Annotated in this window: 18 protein-coding genes and 1 riboswitch; of the genes, 6 read left to right on the forward strand and 12 right to left on the reverse strand. The window is 43.6% G+C overall.

The annotated features are described in order from the left end of the window. Entirely contained in the window at positions 1–687 is a 687-nt protein-coding gene (locus L1D23_RS03470) for a YafY family protein (protein ID WP_239864232.1), read from the forward strand. A gap of 276 nt (positions 688–963) precedes the next feature. Here the strand turns inward: L1D23_RS03470 and yjjG are convergent, their stop codons facing one another. Then, positions 964–1,638, reverse strand: a complete 675-nt coding sequence (gene yjjG / locus L1D23_RS03475) for a pyrimidine 5'-nucleotidase (RefSeq protein WP_239864234.1) — start codon at positions 1,636–1,638, stop codon at positions 964–966. 95 nt (positions 1,639–1,733) lie between these two features. Between yjjG and L1D23_RS03480 the strand changes: the two genes are divergently transcribed. From L1D23_RS03480 to yiaY, 4 genes are all read left to right on the forward strand, one after another. Then, positions 1,734–2,642: a LysR family transcriptional regulator gene (locus tag L1D23_RS03480; RefSeq protein ID WP_239865374.1), complete on the forward strand. Its 909-nt coding sequence runs from the start codon at positions 1,734–1,736 to the stop codon at positions 2,640–2,642. 153 nt (positions 2,643–2,795) lie between these two features. Continuing rightward, positions 2,796–2,951: a hypothetical protein gene (locus tag L1D23_RS03485; protein WP_239864236.1), complete on the forward strand. Its 156-nt coding sequence runs from the start codon at positions 2,796–2,798 to the stop codon at positions 2,949–2,951. Positions 2,952–3,004: 53 nt separating this feature from the next. Then, positions 3,005–3,655, forward strand: coding sequence for an isoprenoid biosynthesis glyoxalase ElbB (gene elbB, locus L1D23_RS03490; protein ID WP_239864238.1), 651 nt, complete (start codon positions 3,005–3,007; stop codon positions 3,653–3,655). Between the two features lie 297 nt (positions 3,656–3,952). Next, entirely contained in the window at positions 3,953–5,101 is a 1,149-nt protein-coding gene (gene yiaY, locus L1D23_RS03495; protein WP_239836212.1) for an L-threonine dehydrogenase, read from the forward strand. Between the two features lie 59 nt (positions 5,102–5,160). Here the strand turns inward: yiaY and L1D23_RS03500 are convergent, their stop codons facing one another. The 8 genes from L1D23_RS03500 to L1D23_RS03535 all read right to left on the reverse strand — a co-directional run bounded on the left by L1D23_RS03500 (position 5,161) and on the right by L1D23_RS03535 (position 14,062). Further along, positions 5,161–5,310: a hypothetical protein gene (locus L1D23_RS03500; protein ID WP_239864241.1), complete on the reverse strand. Its 150-nt coding sequence runs from the start codon at positions 5,308–5,310 to the stop codon at positions 5,161–5,163. 119 nt (positions 5,311–5,429) lie between these two features. Then, positions 5,430–6,257, reverse strand: coding sequence for a hypothetical protein (locus L1D23_RS03505; protein ID WP_239864242.1), 828 nt, complete (start codon positions 6,255–6,257; stop codon positions 5,430–5,432). A gap of 20 nt (positions 6,258–6,277) precedes the next feature. After that, complete coding sequence (locus L1D23_RS03510; protein ID WP_239864244.1) at positions 6,278–8,485, reverse strand: metallophosphoesterase; 2,208 nt, start codon at positions 8,483–8,485, stop codon at positions 6,278–6,280. A 449-nt stretch (positions 8,486–8,934) separates the two neighbouring features. Continuing rightward, entirely contained in the window at positions 8,935–9,720 is a 786-nt protein-coding gene (locus tag L1D23_RS03515; protein ID WP_239864246.1) for a hypothetical protein, read from the reverse strand. A 120-nt stretch (positions 9,721–9,840) separates the two neighbouring features. Further along, the gene (secF, locus tag L1D23_RS03520; RefSeq protein WP_239864248.1) at positions 9,841–10,743 is read right to left on the reverse strand and encodes a protein translocase subunit SecF; all 903 of its coding nucleotides are present in this window, start codon (positions 10,741–10,743) and stop codon (positions 9,841–9,843) included. A 2-nt stretch (positions 10,744–10,745) separates the two neighbouring features. Further along, complete coding sequence (gene secD, locus L1D23_RS03525; protein WP_239864250.1) at positions 10,746–12,584, reverse strand: protein translocase subunit SecD; 1,839 nt, start codon at positions 12,582–12,584, stop codon at positions 10,746–10,748. A gap of 190 nt (positions 12,585–12,774) precedes the next feature. Beyond that, positions 12,775–13,251, reverse strand: coding sequence for a hypothetical protein (locus tag L1D23_RS03530; protein WP_239864252.1), 477 nt, complete (start codon positions 13,249–13,251; stop codon positions 12,775–12,777). Positions 13,252–13,393: 142 nt separating this feature from the next. After that, complete coding sequence (locus L1D23_RS03535; RefSeq protein ID WP_239864253.1) at positions 13,394–14,062, reverse strand: hypothetical protein; 669 nt, start codon at positions 14,060–14,062, stop codon at positions 13,394–13,396. A gap of 38 nt (positions 14,063–14,100) precedes the next feature. Between L1D23_RS03535 and L1D23_RS03540 the strand changes: the two genes are divergently transcribed. Further along, the gene (locus L1D23_RS03540; RefSeq protein ID WP_239864255.1) at positions 14,101–14,673 is read left to right on the forward strand and encodes a hypothetical protein; all 573 of its coding nucleotides are present in this window, start codon (positions 14,101–14,103) and stop codon (positions 14,671–14,673) included. Between the two features lie 20 nt (positions 14,674–14,693). Here the strand turns inward: L1D23_RS03540 and L1D23_RS03545 are convergent, their stop codons facing one another. The 3 genes from L1D23_RS03545 to L1D23_RS03555 form a co-directional block, all read right to left on the reverse strand. Then, the gene (locus L1D23_RS03545; protein WP_239864257.1) at positions 14,694–15,668 is read right to left on the reverse strand and encodes a GGGtGRT protein; all 975 of its coding nucleotides are present in this window, start codon (positions 15,666–15,668) and stop codon (positions 14,694–14,696) included. Positions 15,669–15,680: 12 nt separating this feature from the next. Beyond that, positions 15,681–16,373 (reverse strand): iron-sulfur cluster assembly scaffold protein, encoded by a 693-nt coding sequence (locus L1D23_RS03550; protein WP_239864259.1) that lies wholly within the window; start codon positions 16,371–16,373, stop codon positions 15,681–15,683. Between the two features lie 112 nt (positions 16,374–16,485). After that, positions 16,486–16,550: riboswitch (Fluoride riboswitch) on the reverse strand. Between the two features lie 126 nt (positions 16,551–16,676). Beyond that, a complete protein-coding gene (locus tag L1D23_RS03555) occupies positions 16,677–17,135 on the reverse strand; it encodes a cupin domain-containing protein (protein WP_239836202.1) in 459 nt (152 codons plus the stop codon). Positions 17,136–17,500: the final 365 nt, after the last annotated feature.

Here is a 17,500-nt window from a genome sequence, read left to right on the forward strand (position 1 = left end):
ATGAGTAAATCGGAAAGATTGTTTGAGCTACTAACCTTGCTGCGTTCAAAGCGCTATGCGGTGACAGCAGCAGAGTTAGCTCAGTCAATGGAAGTCAGTGAACGAACCATTTATCGTGACATTCAGTCGCTGATGAACTCCGGTGTCCCGATTCAGGGGGAAGCTGGTGTGGGCTATGTCCTACAAGCTGGTTCGCATTTACCTCCCTTAATGTTTTCTGAACGGGAAATGATGGCTCTCGAGCTAGGTATGAGGATGGTACGCGCTTGGTCCGACAGCGAACTCGCTGATGCTTCCACAACAGCGTCTACAAAAATTCTTTCCGTATTACCAGACAAACGAAAGCAACAAGTTGAAAGTTTCCCCATTCTAGTCCCAGATTTTTACACGCAAACAGAGTCTGCCCGACATGGACAAATGCTGCGCCATGCGATTGATGCAAAACTGAAAATAGATATTGATTACACCGCAGAAAGTGGCGCTAGAACGCAACGAAGGCTGCAACCACTTGGACAAATGTTCTGGGGAAAAGTGTGGACGCTGGTCGCGTGGTGTGAACTCAGAAATGCCTATCGACATTTCCGGTTAGATAGAATAGAAACACTGAGCATATTGGATCAACAGTTTGAAACTACAGCAGATAAATGCCTAGAGCATTACATCACGATATATGCTCCGAAGGACTAATCGACAGTTAAAAATGTCGGACAGATGTTGGTTGCCATTTTGCATCCACTCATGTCACACAGCACATCAAACTCCACATGTTCAGTCACAAAAGGAGGTCCTTCATCACGACTCATATCTCTAATATGAAAGAAAATGTGCTGAGTGGGTGAATTTTGTGACGATATCAAACCATAGCCATGTTTTGCATTCCACTTTACGATGACTCCTAACATGCGCTAACCCTCATTCATAATCTTGAAGATTGTACTGACAGGTAGCGCAATAAGATCACCTTCAAGCCAATAATATTTCTTTCAATTCAAATAAAGAACTGACAGTGTGATTCGGGACAATGCCTTCCACGTCATCCTGTTTGGCACAATTCAACCAACAGGTTTCAATACCAAAGTTGATACCGCCTAAAATATCGGAATGTGGATTATCGCCCACCATCAGGATTTTACTTTTACATGGGCTGCCCATTTTCTCCAACGCATGAGTGAAAATACCCACATCTGGTTTAGCAATGCCTACTTCTTCTGAAATGATCACATGCTCAAAATAATTGGTCATTCCGGTACGCTCTAAGCGGATTGCCTGTAGCTCAGTAAAACCATTAGTGATAATCCCCAGCTTCGCTTTTCCCTGTAACGCGTCCATTAGCTCTTTTGCCCCCGGCAGCAAGGTACAAATATCTGCCATTGCATCAAGAAATGCGCTGTTTAGCTCTGAGGTCGTCGTTTCAAGCTTTGCTGCCCACTCTTCAAAACGAGTGTGCTTCAATTCATGGGCGGAGATGGCACCGTTCTGATAATCAACCCACAGTGGCTTGTTCACTTTTTGGTAGTGGTTGTAGTCATCCTGTGTAAACTCAACCCCTTTACGAGAGAACATCAACTGCATCCCTTGAAAGGCATCGAAGTGGAACAGGGTTTCGTCAGCATCAAATAAGATCCAATCGTACTTCATTTTTCTCTCCTCAAAATTCGCTGCCAGTGTAGATTGTTTTCCTTAAGATGATAATCTACCAATTAAGAAACTTATTGTTTACTATTACTCAACCAATGCAAGCATACTCGTCCATACCTATTTTTGTTGCCGTCGTAGAGAGCGGAAGCTTCTCAACAGCGGCAGAGAAGCTCCATATAACAAAATCAGCCGTAAGCAAGCGAATTAACCAGCTAGAAGATGAACTGGGGATTCGATTGTTGAACCGCACGACTCGAAAGCTCAGCCTCACGGAAGCCGGACAACGCTACTATGATTACGTAGCTCAATCACTTAGCTTGGCCCAACAAGGTATTGATGCTGTAACAGAACTGCAGGGAAAGCCAACTGGGAAGCTAAAGATCACTGCTCCAATGTCTTTTGGTGTTCTGCATATAGCCCCTCTGGTGGCTGAGTTTTTGAATCTATATCCTGATCTAGAAATTGACTTGCAGCTTGAAGATCAGATGGTTGATCTCGTCCAAGGTGGTTTTGACTTGGGAATCAGAATCGGTCACTTACCTCTTTCCAACTTAGTTGCGAAAAGACTCGCAACATGTCGAAGCATCTTATGTGCCTCTCAACAGTATCTCGATGCATTTGGAGAGCCCGAAAAACCCAGCGATCTTAGTCATCATAATTGTTTACGCTACGCCTATTTTCGTGGTGGAAGTGAATGGACATTTGAAAGTGCTGCGGGATCTTTCAGTGTGGTACCAAAAGGAAAATTAGTCGTCAATAACAGCGAAGCCATTCGACGAGCCTTACTTGAAGGGCTTGGCATCGGCCAACTGCCGACTTTCATTGTCGCTAAAGATATTGCCGCAGGTAACCTCAAACCTGTACTGTCAAACTATGACCTACCTATTCATGCCGTATATGCCGTATTCCCAGAAAGAAAGCATCTACCACTGAAAGTTCGAGCTTTTGTTGACTTTATCGCCGAAAAATTTGGCTCCGATATCCCCTACTGGGACTCGATTTAAACAAGTGAACGTCATCACCATAAAAACGTGACTGTGTCCTCACTACCAAACCATCGGACAATTTCGAGGTCAATTTCATGATGTAAGACAAAAGTTAATCAACTTATCAAGACCACAATTAGACCAATCCCACGCGATGAATCTAGAGGTTTTATGAAACGATTTTTCCCCTCGAGTGTGATGCTCACTCCTTTTGTCGTCAAATATTATTCTGAGCCAGAACAAGATGATAGTGACATTGATACTGATGATGACTCTAACACCGTGTCTCAAACTGATGAGAAAGAATGCGACTCACTTCCGGTCTAAAGTATTTATTTTCATCTACCCTATGCAACGTCAGTTTGATAAGGAAATAAGTAATGAAGAAAATCGCAGTTATCCTCAGTGGCTCAGGTGTATTTGATGGCGCAGAAATTCATGAATCAGTTCTCGCCTTGCACGCGATTGAAAAGCAAGGAGCCAGTTGGCACTGCTTCGCTCCAGATATTGATCAGCTCCATGTGATTAATCACATCACCGGAGAAGAGATGCCGGAAAATCGAAATGTCTTGATCGAAGCGGCTCGTATCGCACGCGGTAATATTGAAGATGTGGCGAAACTAAATGCTGAGGAATTTGACGCACTCGTTCTGCCTGGTGGTTTTGGTGCCGCAAAAAACCTGACGGACTTTGCTATTAATGGCGCAGAATGCAGTATCAATACACATGTCGCTTCAGCATGTCGAGCTTTCGCCCAAGCAAGAAAACCAGCCGGCTATCTGTGCATTGCACCAGCCATCATTCCGATGATTTACGGCAATGGCGTCAAGGGTACAATCGGCAATGATGAAGCCACTGCTTCTGCATTCAGTGCATTGGGAGGTGAACATATCAATTGTGAGGTGGGCGACATCGTCTTCGATGAAGAGAACAAAGTGCTTTCAACACCTGCATATATGTTAGCGGGCAGTATTTCTCAGGCAGCCAGCGGCATCGATAAACTAGTGAGAAAACTAGTAGAAATTGCTTAATTTCCCGATTCGACACCACAGCTCTCTGCTCAATCAGAGGGCTTTTTTTCATTTTCACACAAAACCATCGCTGAACAATATTACGACAATCACGGTTCCTGTTGAATAAACGGTTGCGGTAACCCACTAATATTTAACATTATTATCAGGAAAACTCGGCCTCTCTGACCAAGCTCACAAATCTAGAGCATATATACCACTTTTGGGTAGGCAAATTGTTTGAGATCAAAATTACAATGCCTCTGTATGTGCCAATCTATTTGTAGTTTTTATTCTAAATATATTCGGAGCAAGTCGATGACAAGTGCATTTTTTATCCCTACTGTAAACTTAATGGGTGCTGGCTGTTTAAAGGATGCAGCAGACAGTGTGCAGTCTCAGGGCTTCAAAAAAGGTCTTATCGTTACAGACAAGATTCTTAACCAAATCGGTGTAGTAAAGCAGGTTCAAGATCTGCTAACAGAACGCGACGTCCAAACTGTAGTGTTTGACGGCACTCAACCTAATCCAACAATAGGAAACGTAAACGACGGCCTGGCTCTACTCGCCGACAACGAATGTGATTTTGTTATTTCTCTAGGCGGCGGGTCTCCACATGATTGCGCAAAAGGAATTGCGCTTGTCGCTTCAAACGGTGGCAAGATCGGCGATTACGAAGGCGTTGATCAATCAGCCAAACCCATGTTACCTCTGATTGCAATCAACACTACTGCTGGAACGGCATCTGAAATGACCCGATTCTGCATCATTACTGATGAAGAACGCCACATTAAGATGGCAATTGTTGACAAGCACACCACTCCGCTAATTTCAGTCAATGATCCAGAACTGATGCTAGCAAAACCTGCATCATTGACAGCCGCAACAGGTATGGATGCCCTTACACACGCTATTGAAGCGTATGTTTCTATCGCTGCAACTCCTATCACCGACGCCGTCGCCATCAAAGCTATTGAGCTTATTCAGGCTCATCTGCGCACCGCTGTCGAAAACGGTGAAGATATCGAAGCTCGCGAACAAATGGCTTACGCGCAATTTATGGCCGGTATGGCGTTTAATAACGCTTCTCTGGGTTATGTCCACGCCATGGCTCATCAGCTGGGCGGCTTCTATGACCTACCACACGGGGTGTGTAACGCCATTCTGCTTCCACATGTACAACGATACAACGCGCAGGTGTGCCCTGAACGTTTACGTGATGTTGCGAAAGCGATGGGAGTAGATATTGAAGGTATGACAGCGGAGCAAGGCGCAGAAGCAGCAATCGATGCCATCGTGACACTGGCGAAAGATGTGGGCATTCCTGCGGGCATCAAAGAACTAGGTGCGAAATCAGAAGACATTCCGACACTCGCAGATAACGCACTGAAAGATGCGTGTGGCTTTACCAACCCGAAACAAGCAACTCACGAGGAAATTTCTTCCATCTTCGAAGCCGCTATGTAATTCCGTTTTTCTTTTCCTAACTCAAGCCTCTTTCGGGAGGCTTTTTTCATAGCAGTAATCTAGTAAGAACGAGTGATCAAGCCTAGTATCGAAGCATCGGTTTCGCCAAAATATAACGTCACTGACTTGGTTTTACCTTGAGCAAAGCTGCCGTCTTGCTCAATTTTAGTAGGGGTTAACGTACTTTCATTAATGAGTGTGGATTTCATTAAGAAGTTTACAAGGTGGGCTTCGCCCTAGACGCATTGTTTCAGGAATTCAGAAATGAAAATGCCAGTAACCTTAGTTACTGACATTGTGCTCAATCAATTAATACAAGTGGTTTAGTTTACTGTGGTGAAGCGCTATCAGTCACAACGAAAGGCTCAAACTGATGCACGTTGATCAATTCATTCACACCTGCCATCTTAACCTCAGTGATCGTTAACTCTGCTGATTGTTCTGCACCTTGTGGAAGTTTCAAACTGATCGATCCTAATTTAAGCTCTCCTTCTTCTGTCACACCATGGAAGAGCTCACCAGGGTTATCACTTTTGGCGTAGAGCAATACGTACCCTTCACTCTCACCAGTCCAAACGATACCATTCTGGCTACCTTCGCTACTTAAGGGTTCAAACTTCCCGAGCCCATCTACGTATGAGCCAGCTTCATCTATAGTCCCTTCAACTTTGAATGCAATTTTAGCATTGAGTAGACCACTATGATGAGGCATGGTAAAAGCGAACGTAGCAAAACTGTCTACATTCCCTGATGCATCTGCTGATGTTGTTATACCTTCAGAGGTAATGGCAAAGACTTGCTCAGTGAGCCCTTCAACCACCAGTGTTGATTCAGCTGTGTGGCCATTGTCACTACTCGCTACAACTTTTGCTGTACCGTAATCCAGCGCCTTTAACTTGATAGAAGACCCGTCTTGACTTACTGAAGAAATCTCTAAGATTGACTCATTACTTACCGACCAAGTGATTGGTCCTTCTTCGCCCGTGTTAACTGCTGAAATGTCGTACGTCATGTTTTTCTCAGCATCCCATACCTCTTCAACATTTAAAGAAAGGTTTCCTTGTGACGCATCATCTGATGAACCAAGGTTACAGCCAACTAAACTCAAACAAACGGTGACTAGTGCGGCTTTGAACAAAGTGTTGTTACTTAGCATATTCATATTCTCGTATTGTGTTACTTATGCATATCGAGCTTGTTGTAAACAGACATAAAGTCTTTCATATCAATAACCTGAGCACCGCTATCATTAGGTATATCAACGAGATTGGCACTCCCTGCGTCCCAACGCATATGATGCCAATATGGATCGCTAGGTGCGTTTGTGGAGTGCATATAACGCTGCACCATTGCCAAGTCAGCTAAATCAATTTTAGTGTCACCGATAAACTCACCACCGGTTGGGTGGCCCGCAATATCCCCTTCTGGGTAGACCGCCTTAAACGCGATACGATCTTTAGTCATCATTGCGTGCGTCGAAGTTTGACCAGAGCTAGTGACGTCTAAACGGGTGATTTCAAATTCCGTGTAAGCGTCGTCTTTGCTTGCTTTACCTGTTGAAACTTCTGCATTAGTTGCAAACTTAACATTCACCACTTGCTCTGTTTCGCCTGTATCTGAAGAACAGCCACCTTTCATGACACACTCTAGTACTACGGTCACCTCGACTTGAGCACCGGGCATAGGCTCTCCATTTTCATCGAACAGAGGTTCATACGTATACTGGGCCCCATCTTGTTCTACAACCTTGAAGCCTCCCTTGCCTTCGATAATCCCAGTATCGATATACACGCTATCGGTCACTTCAACCTTATCGTCTTCGATGGTCTGGGTATGCATGGTAAATTTAAGTTCGATCTGTTCAACGTCATCCAACGCTGACATATCAACTCCAAACTCGACCATTTCCCCTTCTTCAGCAAACGCAACATTGTCTTCATTAACAATATCCAACGCGTATACATTATTCACCGCTTCCGTCACTTCTACAGTAATGGGGTTAGACCACTGTTCACCAGAGCGTACGTGGATCTCGGTTTCACCCGGAGCAATTGCGGTCAAAACGGCTTTACGTGTGGTAGAGTCAACATCAAGCTTTGCTACACTGTCATCAGCAACGACCCATTCCAAGTCTTTTCGATTGTTGCTTTTAACTTCCGGTGATGCCTTAGCATAAATGGTTTCATAGGTACCAGCTGGGAGTGACGTTTCTGTCTTGGTCAGCCACTCATTACCGCCATAATTGTCTGGATCGTCGTACTCTATTCTTATGTCGATCTTCTCAATAGTTTGGGGGACTTCTTGGGCGAATCTGGTGCTAAAGTTAATGTAATCATCATAGTGATTCCATTTATCAGTGAAGTAACCTTCAGTGCCAACGGTATAGTCCCCATCCCCCTCTAGCTCATCAATATGCGGTGAATATGAACGGTGGGAAATCTTGTTGTTGTCAAAATCAATATCAAGAATTCTCAGGTAACCTTTACCACTCTTTTCACCACAGTTTTCTGGGTACACATCACTACAGGTTTCGTCGTCTTCATAAAGATTTTGATAATCGACAAGCACCTGATTTACTGGCAATCCACTGTCATTAGTTCGGACAATGTTATAAGCGCCATTAGTAGGCGCAGGAGAAGAGTGACCATTGATCGTCATAAATATTTGGTCTTCTTTGCTAATAAACTCCTCCCACATTTGAATCGGGTCATGAGTCAAGAAGCCTGAGAAAACATTGTTCGTATAACCAAGCTCACCGTCTTGGCCCACCAATCGATGAGTGACAAGAATCGTAGGGACATTCGGATGATCATCCAATACCTTACGTCCCCAGTCCAAATCTTCATCCGTCGGGTCAATCACCATGTTGAGCACGATGATTTCCTGCTCATTTAGCTGATATTTGAACGCTGTAGACAGACCGTTTGGGGAACTTGCGATAAAGTTTGGCATGTTCTCAAAACGCTCAGGTCCATAATGTTTGAGATAATTTACTGCATTGACCAGTTCCCATGATGATGCCGATTTATCTACATCATGGTTACCTAACGTAGTGCTGTACGGGATATTTACGTCATCAAGAATCGCCATTGCCTTATTAGCATTATCCCATTCCCAGTCGTTTTGACCTTTTTGGACAATATCCCCTACATGGATGACAAACTGAATGTTTTCATTGTCCGCATTCTCAGCAAGCCAGCGAGTTTGCTTCTCGTAAATTTCTGGGTAATTCAATGACAAATATTGTGTATCAGGTAATATCGCTATTTTGATGTTCTCGCCAAGATCGATATTTCCATCATCTCCCGTGGCAAAAGCTGTTTGCACAGACAAGCCTAAAAGAGATAAGACCAGCCCCTGCTTAGCCGTGTTTCTTGCGCCCATTATTTACATTACTCCTAGTTTTTATGGTATTTCCATTGAGGCGCTAGGTTATAAAATGACTTTATTACATTTTTAAAAAGGTAACATTTCAGTCGTATTTCATTTTTATTTAAAACCTTAAACTTGATCAATACAACAATCAAGCCATTGATAACAAAGCAAAAACAAAAAGTAACAACTAAATAAAGAGCGAACTATAATAATAAATAATCACATAAAAAATAGATAATTAACAAAGATAAATAACCAATAATAATGATTTTAATTCAGATATAAAAAACCAAAAGAAACATAACTCACTTAAATTAAACTGCATTTAAAATAATTTAATTATGAATTATTTATAAGTAGCCATCACTATAGTTAATTTTAATAAATATAATATATTTACATTATAATAGAAGAATGGATATCAAAGAAAAATATAAGATAGAATACCTTTTCAGCATTTAAATTAAAGCCTCAATACTGGTAATCCATCTTGGTAAATGTAGGTTGAACCAGTCGATATACTTGCTGAGTTGGGGCTTTTTACGCTTATAAAGAAGGTTGGTTACTTCAATGACCAGCCATGCTTTCGCAATAATAAGCTGTTTCAGCAACGCTTCTCGCGACATAGGCTGATGCACACTCAGATATGTATCAACAATACGTAACATATCGCTTTTATCCCCTAGCCCTTTAACCAAAGGTGCTAAGTCAATTGCTGGGCTACCCGTGCTAAAGCGTTCCCAATCGAATAATACCCATTCACCGTTTTCTCTTCTGCCCCAATTGCCGTCATTAGTATCACCAGACAGTAGAGTGGGGTTTTCAAATATCACGTCACTCTGTGAGTGTAACTTGCCAAGAAACTGTTTATGCTCCGCAGTTAGAGAGAGCATAGCCAGCGATGTCTCCATCGCATTATCACTCCAACAGTGCGACTTAAGTTGCCAATTAGGACAGACTGGCGTTTGATGTATAGCGGCTATCTGCTTAAATGGTTCACTCGCATTAACCAACTCTTCCAGCGTTACCGAATGAGGCACATATTCGATGACAATCGAGTCCTCGTCAGCTGTGATAAGACGTGGTGACTTAACACCTTGTTGACTTAGAACCTCAGCGGCGCTTAGGTAGAAGCTTCTCTCAATAGCGTTTACCCCTTGTTTTCGAATGTATTGTTGTCCTTGCTTTTCAATCAAATGCACCTTAGCAGCGCCCATTTGCGCCATTTCTTGCTCTGTTTTCATGCATCCTCCACCATAGCCAATCTCAGTCAACACCATAAGCTAGCGGAGTTTTGGTGTGAAGAGAACAAAAAATGCCCTATAACTTGGTTACAGGGCATAAGCTAAGGTTATGATGCGGAGTTATGGCGCAGAGTCAACTTCAACAGGTAAGTAATGCTTAGGCTCCAGCTTTAGCCACTCCGGCAATACCGTCCCTATCGATATCGAAGACCAAGTACCAGAAAGAATGCCGATAAACATTGCAATCGCAAATCCTTCAAGCGCATTGCCCCCCATGATCCATAGTGCTGATACTGTGAGTAGCGTGGTGCCGGACGTAACCATGGTTCTGGAGAATGTTGCAATAACCGCTTGATCGTTTATCTCATCAGTAGGTGTAGTCTGTTTGGCCACTAGCAGCTCACGAATGCGGTCTGCAATAATGATAGAATCATTTAACGAGTAACCTAATATTGCCAGAATAGCGGCGAATACAGTTAAATTGAACTCCATCTGAGTAGCAGCAAAGAAACCCAGTACCAAGACGACATCATGAATAAGGGCCAGCAATGAGCCACTTGCCAATCGCCACTCAAAACGGAAGCACAGATAGCCCAGAATGCACATCATCGAGATCAGCAACGCCAATCCACCTTGGTCAACCAAATCCTGTCCGACCTGAGACCCTACCATGCTGTTACTCACTATATCTACTTGATGTGATAGCCCAGACAATACTGATGAAATATCAGGTGTGCTTGCCCCCTCATCTGGGATTGGGTAACGAATTATCCAACGCCCCTCTTGATCAGAATGCGTCACAGACGTGAACTCTCCCAGCGAAGGCTGTAGAGCTTCGAGCAAATCGCTGTTGTTCAGGGTTTTATCTACCTGAACTTCTGTCACCATACCACCAGTGAAGTCTAGGCCCATATTTAAGCCTTTTACACCGAAGGCAATCAGTGAGATGGCCATCAATCCAACCGAAACAAAACTTGTGATATATCGGATTAGACGGATATTTTGTTTTAGATACTCAACCATAATTAAACCCTTACATCACGACGGCTATCGCGTCCCCAAACTAAATTAATAATTGCGCGTGAAGCGAAAACGCCACTGAACATACTAGTTAACAACCCGAGGCCTAACGTCAGAGCAAAACCTTGGATCGGACCGTTACCGATCGAGTAAAGGACCACCGCCGTGATCATAGTGGTAATATTGGCATCCAGAATGGTACTCAATGCACTGCCAAAGCCTAAGTCAATTGACTGAGCAAAAGTTCGCCCCTCAGCCAACTTATCTTTTATTCTTTCAAATATCAGAACATTCGTATCCACCGCCATACCGACAGTCAGTACAAGCCCTGCAATGCCCGGCAGTGTTAAAACCGCCCCCGGTAATAACGCGATTAGGCCCAGCAAGCTAATCATGTTGACGACAAGTGCCACATTGGCAACCCATCCTAAGCGTCGATACCAAAGCGCCATAAAAATCAACGTCATCGCCATACCAAGCGCTAGTGCCGCAAAACCATTTTCAATGTTTTCGGCTCCGAGTGAGGCACCAATGGTACGTTCTTCAACGATAGTGACGGGCGCAGTTAGTGAACCTGCACGAAGCAGTAACGCTAAATTTTGAGCTTCATCCAAAGTACCTGCTCCAGTAATGCGGAACTGACTACCAAGTTGCGACTGAATAGTGGCAACACTGATGACCTTTTCACTGCGCTCGGTTTCGCCGTTAGCATTGGTCGTGTATTCACGGTATACCGTCGCCATTGGCTTACCAATGTGTTTGCCGGAAAAATCACTCATTATTTTACCACCAGAGTGATCCAGTGAAATGTTCACCTCGGAAAAGCCCATTTTGTCGACACCAGCGCGAGCATTAACGATGTGCTCACCCGTTAAGACCGGACGTTTTGACAGCACTACATCACGGCCATCATTGTCCTTCAGAACAATGTCACCATAGGAAACTCCTTCAGATGGCGCTTTTGCTTCATGAAACGCAAGTGTGGCTGTTGCACCTATGACATTCTTTGCTTGTGAAGGATCTTGCACCCCAGGTAACTCGATCCGAATGCTGTGCTCTCCCTGTCGTTGTACCAGCGCCTCTGTAATCCCAAGCTCTTCGATACGATCGCGCATGATCTTAAGGTTTTGCTTTATCGTGACGGTTTGGAAATCTGATTTGTTCTGCGCTGTTGGTTTCACTGCTAAATAGTCAGAATGACGCTTAATCTCCCAACCCGAATAATTTTGACGGATATAGTTCGCAGACTGAGTTAACGCTTCTCCTGAGTTACTTTTCAGATCAAACCCATCCACGCCAACTTGGGCAAATTTAACCCCGCGAATATGCTCCCGACGCAACATATCTCGCATTTCATCCACAATAGTATTTCTTTGTTCTTCAAATGCTTTGTCTACATCTACATTAAGCAAGAATTGCACACCGCCTCGAAGATCCAGCCCAAGTTTAATTGGGCTAAAGCCCATGTCACTCAACCACTTGGGTGCAACAGACACGTACGAAAAAGTAATCGAGTCTTGTTTACCTAACAAATCATTCAGCACTTCACGCGCTTGGGTTTGAGCGGTTTCGTTATCAAACACCAAAATGGTGGTGTTATCTTCCTGAGTAATCTCATTCGCGTGGATATTTCGTTGTTCCAAGTAGCGATTCAGTTGTAAGGGATTATCAAGAACTTCATTTTTTTGTGACGTCGTCACTTGAATGGAGGGCAGCTCCCCATACCAAGTTGGGATGGCACTGAGTGCAAGAACGACCACTGTTACAAGCAGCACAACATATTGCCATGCCGAGTAACGGTTCATCACTCTCGCATGTTTTTTATTAGGTGTATTTTTCTTCATATATTTATCTTTTACATGCAATACCTAGTCACGGCTGTAGCCTGATAGGTATAGAAGGTCGCCTGATCCTCAAAGAGGTCAGTCTTAAACTTGTTGATAGAATCTGAAGTGGGACAACAGTGACGTATCGTCCATTTATGCAGCGAATTTACGCTACATTAAGCGCCATCAACAGATTACAGGAAGGCGTTCAAGCGAACTGGCTATTGAGTGCAACGTACAGTGCATTGGACTCTTTCCAGCCCGAGATACGGTGGTTTGAGGAAAACGAATGTGTAACCCAATAGCCTTGACTGGCTAAGGGGTAAAGATAAAGCGAATGAAGAGGAAGCTGTGCTTGACCGGAATAATGGCCATCACTGGCCCCAGGCGCTTCTCCTTCCTCAGTGTGGCGATCAGATAAGCTCCAACGACTGAGTGGGACAATCGCCACCACATCAACACCAACTTCAGACTGAGATATGGGTTGTTGGGGCTTATCTTCCTGCTGGGACTCTTCAAACAGAGTCTGATAGCCCGCTTGGGACTGAGGTAAGATCTGGGTCGTATGGCGGCTTAAGCGTGCGCTTGCATCATTTTCTGCTTGCGTGAAATACGCCATTGCCTGCGTTGGAAGAACCATCGCAAGCAATAAAAACCAGAAAAAGTGGATAAAACGTTGAGCCATTCACAACACCAATACAAAAAGACAGCTGGATGTTAAGTCCAAGCCTATCTATAAACAACTAAAATTATCTAAAAGCTAATATTCCACATTTGAACAGTAAACAATGTCAGATAAAACCAGTAAAAACCTGAGTCTTCACTGGCTATCGATAGAAGATCTCTCCCGTCTGCACATCGAGGTAAACTTTGTTGGCTTGCTTAATTCCTCCACAATAGACAAAGTACACGTCCTTTTGCTCAAACGTCAGTGACCGAATCCAACCGCTGGTTTCTTCAAAATCTTCAGGCACACAGGTCTTCTCCTTGAGTAGTTGATCGGTTTTCTGTACAAACATCTCAAAGTGAAGTTTAAAGTCATCAGATTCTTCTATGTAACTGCTGACTGTTTCTACACGTTCTTCTTTAGTAATGGTTGGCGCTACTTCTAGTAAGGCTTCCATTGGCACCCATTCGGCCACTTCTTCCCCTCCCTCCTCGTAAACATAATAAGGAGAGATACGCCCCCATCCATTTTTCTTCTCCAGAATATGCAGTTTGTCGCCACGGTAAACAACGCTTTCCACGAACGCTTCATATTGGGGATATTCTCTAACGCCGAGTTTCTCGGGGCTAACGTAAAAATCTGTCACTTCTGGCTTAGGCGGTGGTGCTTTCTCTTCTTTCACTGGCGGGGGCGGCGGCTCCTTATTCGCCTCCATCATCGCCGCTGCTGCTTCTGCATCTTGCTGCGGCTTTAAGTAGAAGATGTAGTAGCCACCACCAGCACAAGCTATACCGAGTAAAAGCAAAACAACCATGATTATCTTTTTCATATTGAGTCAGCGTCTTTTCTATACTTAAGCCATCTTTCATGAACAATATAGCTAATATGAAATGGCACGGGCTATATGTCACTGTAACGGCATTTATATTGATCACTTTACCAATTAAAAGTTTTGGTGAGCATTGCCGTGCAGATACGTGGAATAAAGCCCTCAAATCTCAGCAAAAAGTTGAAGACTGGTATAATACCAAAGCCGAACGTTTCAATCAGTTACTCAAACTACACCACCAACAGACATTTCTACACAAAGCCTTCTCTGAACAAGAGATCACCAGTTTTTGGAAACCGGAAAAGCACGCTTTACATTACAAGATGAATCAGCAGATACGTGCTGCCAACACGGTGGTCCAATCACTCAATCAAGAAGTGGATGCACTCACTAGTGAATCTGCCATCATTGATAACGCAATCTCAATGTGGGAAGGTATTCACCGCCACTGTAAAGTTGCCCAGTACAAGCTTAATAGCTTTTCTAGCCTGACATACATACAGCTTAATCAGACGTTAAGAAATGACACTCAAATCTTGCTTAGAAAAATAGAGCGGGTCCGACGTATTTATCAGCAAGAAATCGAGGCCCTGGAAAAGAACAAACCATAAACCCCAATCTCCACATTTTGCTAGCGATGCAGTTGATGTTCGACGGCAACAGCTAAAGCGACAGTCGCTCCCACCATCGGATTATTACCCATTCCAATAAAACCCATCATCGCAACGTGAGCTGGCACAGAAGAGCTGCCTGCAAACTGAGCATCGGCATGCATTCTTCCCATGGTATCTGTCATCCCATAGGACGCGGGGCCGGCGGCAACATTGTCAGGATGCAAGGTTCGCCCAGTGCCACCTCCTGACGCCACTGAAAAATAGTGTTTACCTAATGCGTTACATTCTGACTTATAGATGCCTGCGACCGGATGCTGAAATCGCGTTGGATTTGTTGAATTCCCTGTAATACTGACATCGACTGATTCTTTATGCATGATAGCAACGCCTTCACGTACTTCATCAGCACCGTAACACAAGATATCGCCTCGTGCGCCTCCAGAGAACCGCTTGCGTTCGACTTCGATCAGTTGATTGGTCTGGTAATCAAATTCTGTTCGAATATAGGTAAAACCATTAATGCGCGAAATAAGATATGCCGCATCTTTACCCAGGCCATTTAAAATGACCTTAAGAGGTATTTGACGAGACTTGTTGGCATTAAGCGCTATTTTAATCGCCCCTTCAGCAGCAGCGAACGACTCATGACCGGCCAGAAATGCAAAGCATTGGGTTTCTTCACTAAGTAAACGAGCTGCAAGAGCCCCGTGCCCTAAACCGACTTCTCGCTGCGCGGCCACACTGCCCGGTTTACAATATGCCTGCAAGCCTTCACCGATGATATTCGCCGCATCTACCGCAGTCTGAGCTTTTCGATTTATGGCAAGTGCAGAACCCAACGTATAAGCATCACAGGCATTGTCAAAGGCTATGGGCTGAGTCTCCAGTACTACTTTTTTAGGATCAATACCGAAACTCATACAGTATTCATGAGCTTGCTCGATAGAGGATAAGTTCATCTCTTGGAGTAATTGAGTCATTGATTCATTCATAACGGCAGCCTCCTACGCATTACGGGGGTTGATGACTGTACTGGCTTCGTCAAATCGGCCATAGCAACCCGTTGCGCGCACCATTGCTTCATTCGCATCCATACCTTGATCAAGGTCCGCCATCATCTTGCCCAAGTTCAAATATTGATACCCTATCACTTCGCTGAATTCATCTAAGGCAAGCTTGGTCACATAGCCTTCTGTTAACTCCATATAACGTACGCCTTTTGCTATGGTTGAATAACTCGTCCCTACCTGGCTGCGTTGTGATTTCCCTAAGTCTTCGAGCGCTGCACCAATTTCTAACCCTCCTTCAGAGAAAGCCGACTGTGTCCGCCCGTAAACAAACTGTAGAAAGATTTCGCGCATCGCTACATTAATGGCATCGCAGACTAAATCAGTATTCAGTGCCTCCAAAATGGTTTTACCTGTGAGGATTTCCGCCGCCATTGAGGCAGAGTGAGTCATGCCCGAGCATCCAATAGTCTCAATCAAGGCTTCTTCGATAACACCTTGCTTCACATTGAGCGTAAGCTTTGCTGCACCTTGTTGTGGAGCACAAGTCCCAACTCCGTGGCTCAAGCCCGAAATAGCGATGACTTCTTTTGGACGTATCATTTGGCCTTCGACAGGGATAGGTGAAGAAGGGTGTAATTCTCCACGCTGAATCGGACACATGGATTCAATTTCACAAGAGTATTGCATGATGTTTTCCTCTTAATCGGAAAACAAGTGGAAGTGGGTCGTGGATTTTCACTACTACAGAACCAACAACCTGATTTGATCAGATTACCTTTCGACGAATCACTTGTTTTCGTATTCTGTAGGAGTCATCAGCCACAGTGGCGGTTAAATAGGTGGAACCCCATCACCTGCGTAATTAGAGTAGATCCAAGTAGCACATAATAACAAGACCTCTTTTAGAACGATTATGTATTAAAAGAAACTACGTTAGATCAACTCAAACCATCATAAAAAGAAAGACTGCATTAAATGCAGCCTTTAGAATTATACACATCGCTTACTTGAAACCGTCACAGGCGCGTCTTTAATCCCTGCATAAAATACAATGATTTCAGCGGGCTCATTACCTTCGTTACGACCATAATGACAAGTGTTAACCACTTCAACTAGTGAATCTCCCGCCTTCATTTCTAACACCTTTTTGCCCTTTACCTCATCTTGAGTAATGACTGTTAACTGACCTTTAGTCAAAACACCAGCGTTGATTGCAGGGTGCTCATGCAAAGGAAGCTGTGCCTTAGGTGGAATAGTAATTTTCAGGACGGTGATTTCCGGTATGCCTTGGCCGTAGCTTGGGAGCTCAGAACCTTCCCAGCTTCGAGAAGATTTCGCTAACTGCTCCACTTTAGGTGTCATTTTATCACCTAAACTTTGCTCTTCATTAGCAAACGACTGACCTGATAAAGAAACGGTAAGGCATGCCGCTATAAATAGTCTGTTCATCATATATCCTGTAGTTCTGTTATTTGAATGGTTGTGAATTTAAAGTGATATTAAATTTAAAAAATAAATATATTTCCAACCACTATACCTGTCAAACCTCTAAGATAAATCTTACTAATATTTAATTTAAATTAACTTAGATTGTCAGTTAAAGTAAAATAATAATTAATACTTACTCATCGTAACGGAGAGTTGAAAATCATATAAATGACAACACCTTTAAAAAACATTAATATCACTAATAGAAATTATTCAGCATTACTACTCTCAGTTTATTTAAATAAATCAAATTATGATTTAGGATTAATTAACCACTTACTGATGGAAAATCCATTAAATGATAATGGTAAATCGATATAGGATAA

The organism is Vibrio sp. Isolate24, from assembly GCF_022398215.1.
Classification (GTDB): Bacteria; Pseudomonadota; Gammaproteobacteria; order Enterobacterales; family Vibrionaceae; genus Vibrio; species Vibrio coralliilyticus_A.

What these genes read in the sequence shown, in the direction of transcription:
- L1D23_RS03470 (WP_239864232.1), top strand. Translation starts at nt 1, where the DNA reads ATGAGTAAATCGGAAAGATTGTTTGAGCTACTAACCTTGCTGCGTTCA.
- yjjG (WP_239864234.1), bottom strand. Translation starts at nt 1,638, where the DNA reads ATGAAGTACGATTGGATCTTATTTGATGCTGACGAAACCCTGTTCCAC.
- L1D23_RS03480 (WP_239865374.1), top strand. Translation starts at nt 1,734, where the DNA reads ATGCAAGCATACTCGTCCATACCTATTTTTGTTGCCGTCGTAGAGAGC.
- L1D23_RS03485 (WP_239864236.1), top strand. Translation starts at nt 2,796, where the DNA reads ATGAAACGATTTTTCCCCTCGAGTGTGATGCTCACTCCTTTTGTCGTC.
- elbB (WP_239864238.1), top strand. Translation starts at nt 3,005, where the DNA reads ATGAAGAAAATCGCAGTTATCCTCAGTGGCTCAGGTGTATTTGATGGC.
- yiaY (WP_239836212.1), top strand. Translation starts at nt 3,953, where the DNA reads ATGACAAGTGCATTTTTTATCCCTACTGTAAACTTAATGGGTGCTGGC.
- L1D23_RS03500 (WP_239864241.1), bottom strand. Translation starts at nt 5,310, where the DNA reads ATGAAATCCACACTCATTAATGAAAGTACGTTAACCCCTACTAAAATT.
- L1D23_RS03505 (WP_239864242.1), bottom strand. Translation starts at nt 6,257, where the DNA reads ATGCTAAGTAACAACACTTTGTTCAAAGCCGCACTAGTCACCGTTTGT.
- L1D23_RS03510 (WP_239864244.1), bottom strand. Translation starts at nt 8,485, where the DNA reads ATGGGCGCAAGAAACACGGCTAAGCAGGGGCTGGTCTTATCTCTTTTA.
- L1D23_RS03515 (WP_239864246.1), bottom strand. Translation starts at nt 9,720, where the DNA reads ATGAAAACAGAGCAAGAAATGGCGCAAATGGGCGCTGCTAAGGTGCAT.
- secF (WP_239864248.1), bottom strand. Translation starts at nt 10,743, where the DNA reads ATGGTTGAGTATCTAAAACAAAATATCCGTCTAATCCGATATATCACA.
- secD (WP_239864250.1), bottom strand. Translation starts at nt 12,584, where the DNA reads ATGAAGAAAAATACACCTAATAAAAAACATGCGAGAGTGATGAACCGT.
- L1D23_RS03530 (WP_239864252.1), bottom strand. Translation starts at nt 13,251, where the DNA reads ATGGCTCAACGTTTTATCCACTTTTTCTGGTTTTTATTGCTTGCGATG.
- L1D23_RS03535 (WP_239864253.1), bottom strand. Translation starts at nt 14,062, where the DNA reads ATGAAAAAGATAATCATGGTTGTTTTGCTTTTACTCGGTATAGCTTGT.
- L1D23_RS03540 (WP_239864255.1), top strand. Translation starts at nt 14,101, where the DNA reads ATGAACAATATAGCTAATATGAAATGGCACGGGCTATATGTCACTGTA.
- L1D23_RS03545 (WP_239864257.1), bottom strand. Translation starts at nt 15,668, where the DNA reads ATGAATGAATCAATGACTCAATTACTCCAAGAGATGAACTTATCCTCT.
- L1D23_RS03550 (WP_239864259.1), bottom strand. Translation starts at nt 16,373, where the DNA reads ATGCAATACTCTTGTGAAATTGAATCCATGTGTCCGATTCAGCGTGGA.
- L1D23_RS03555 (WP_239836202.1), bottom strand. Translation starts at nt 17,135, where the DNA reads ATGAACAGACTATTTATAGCGGCATGCCTTACCGTTTCTTTATCAGGT.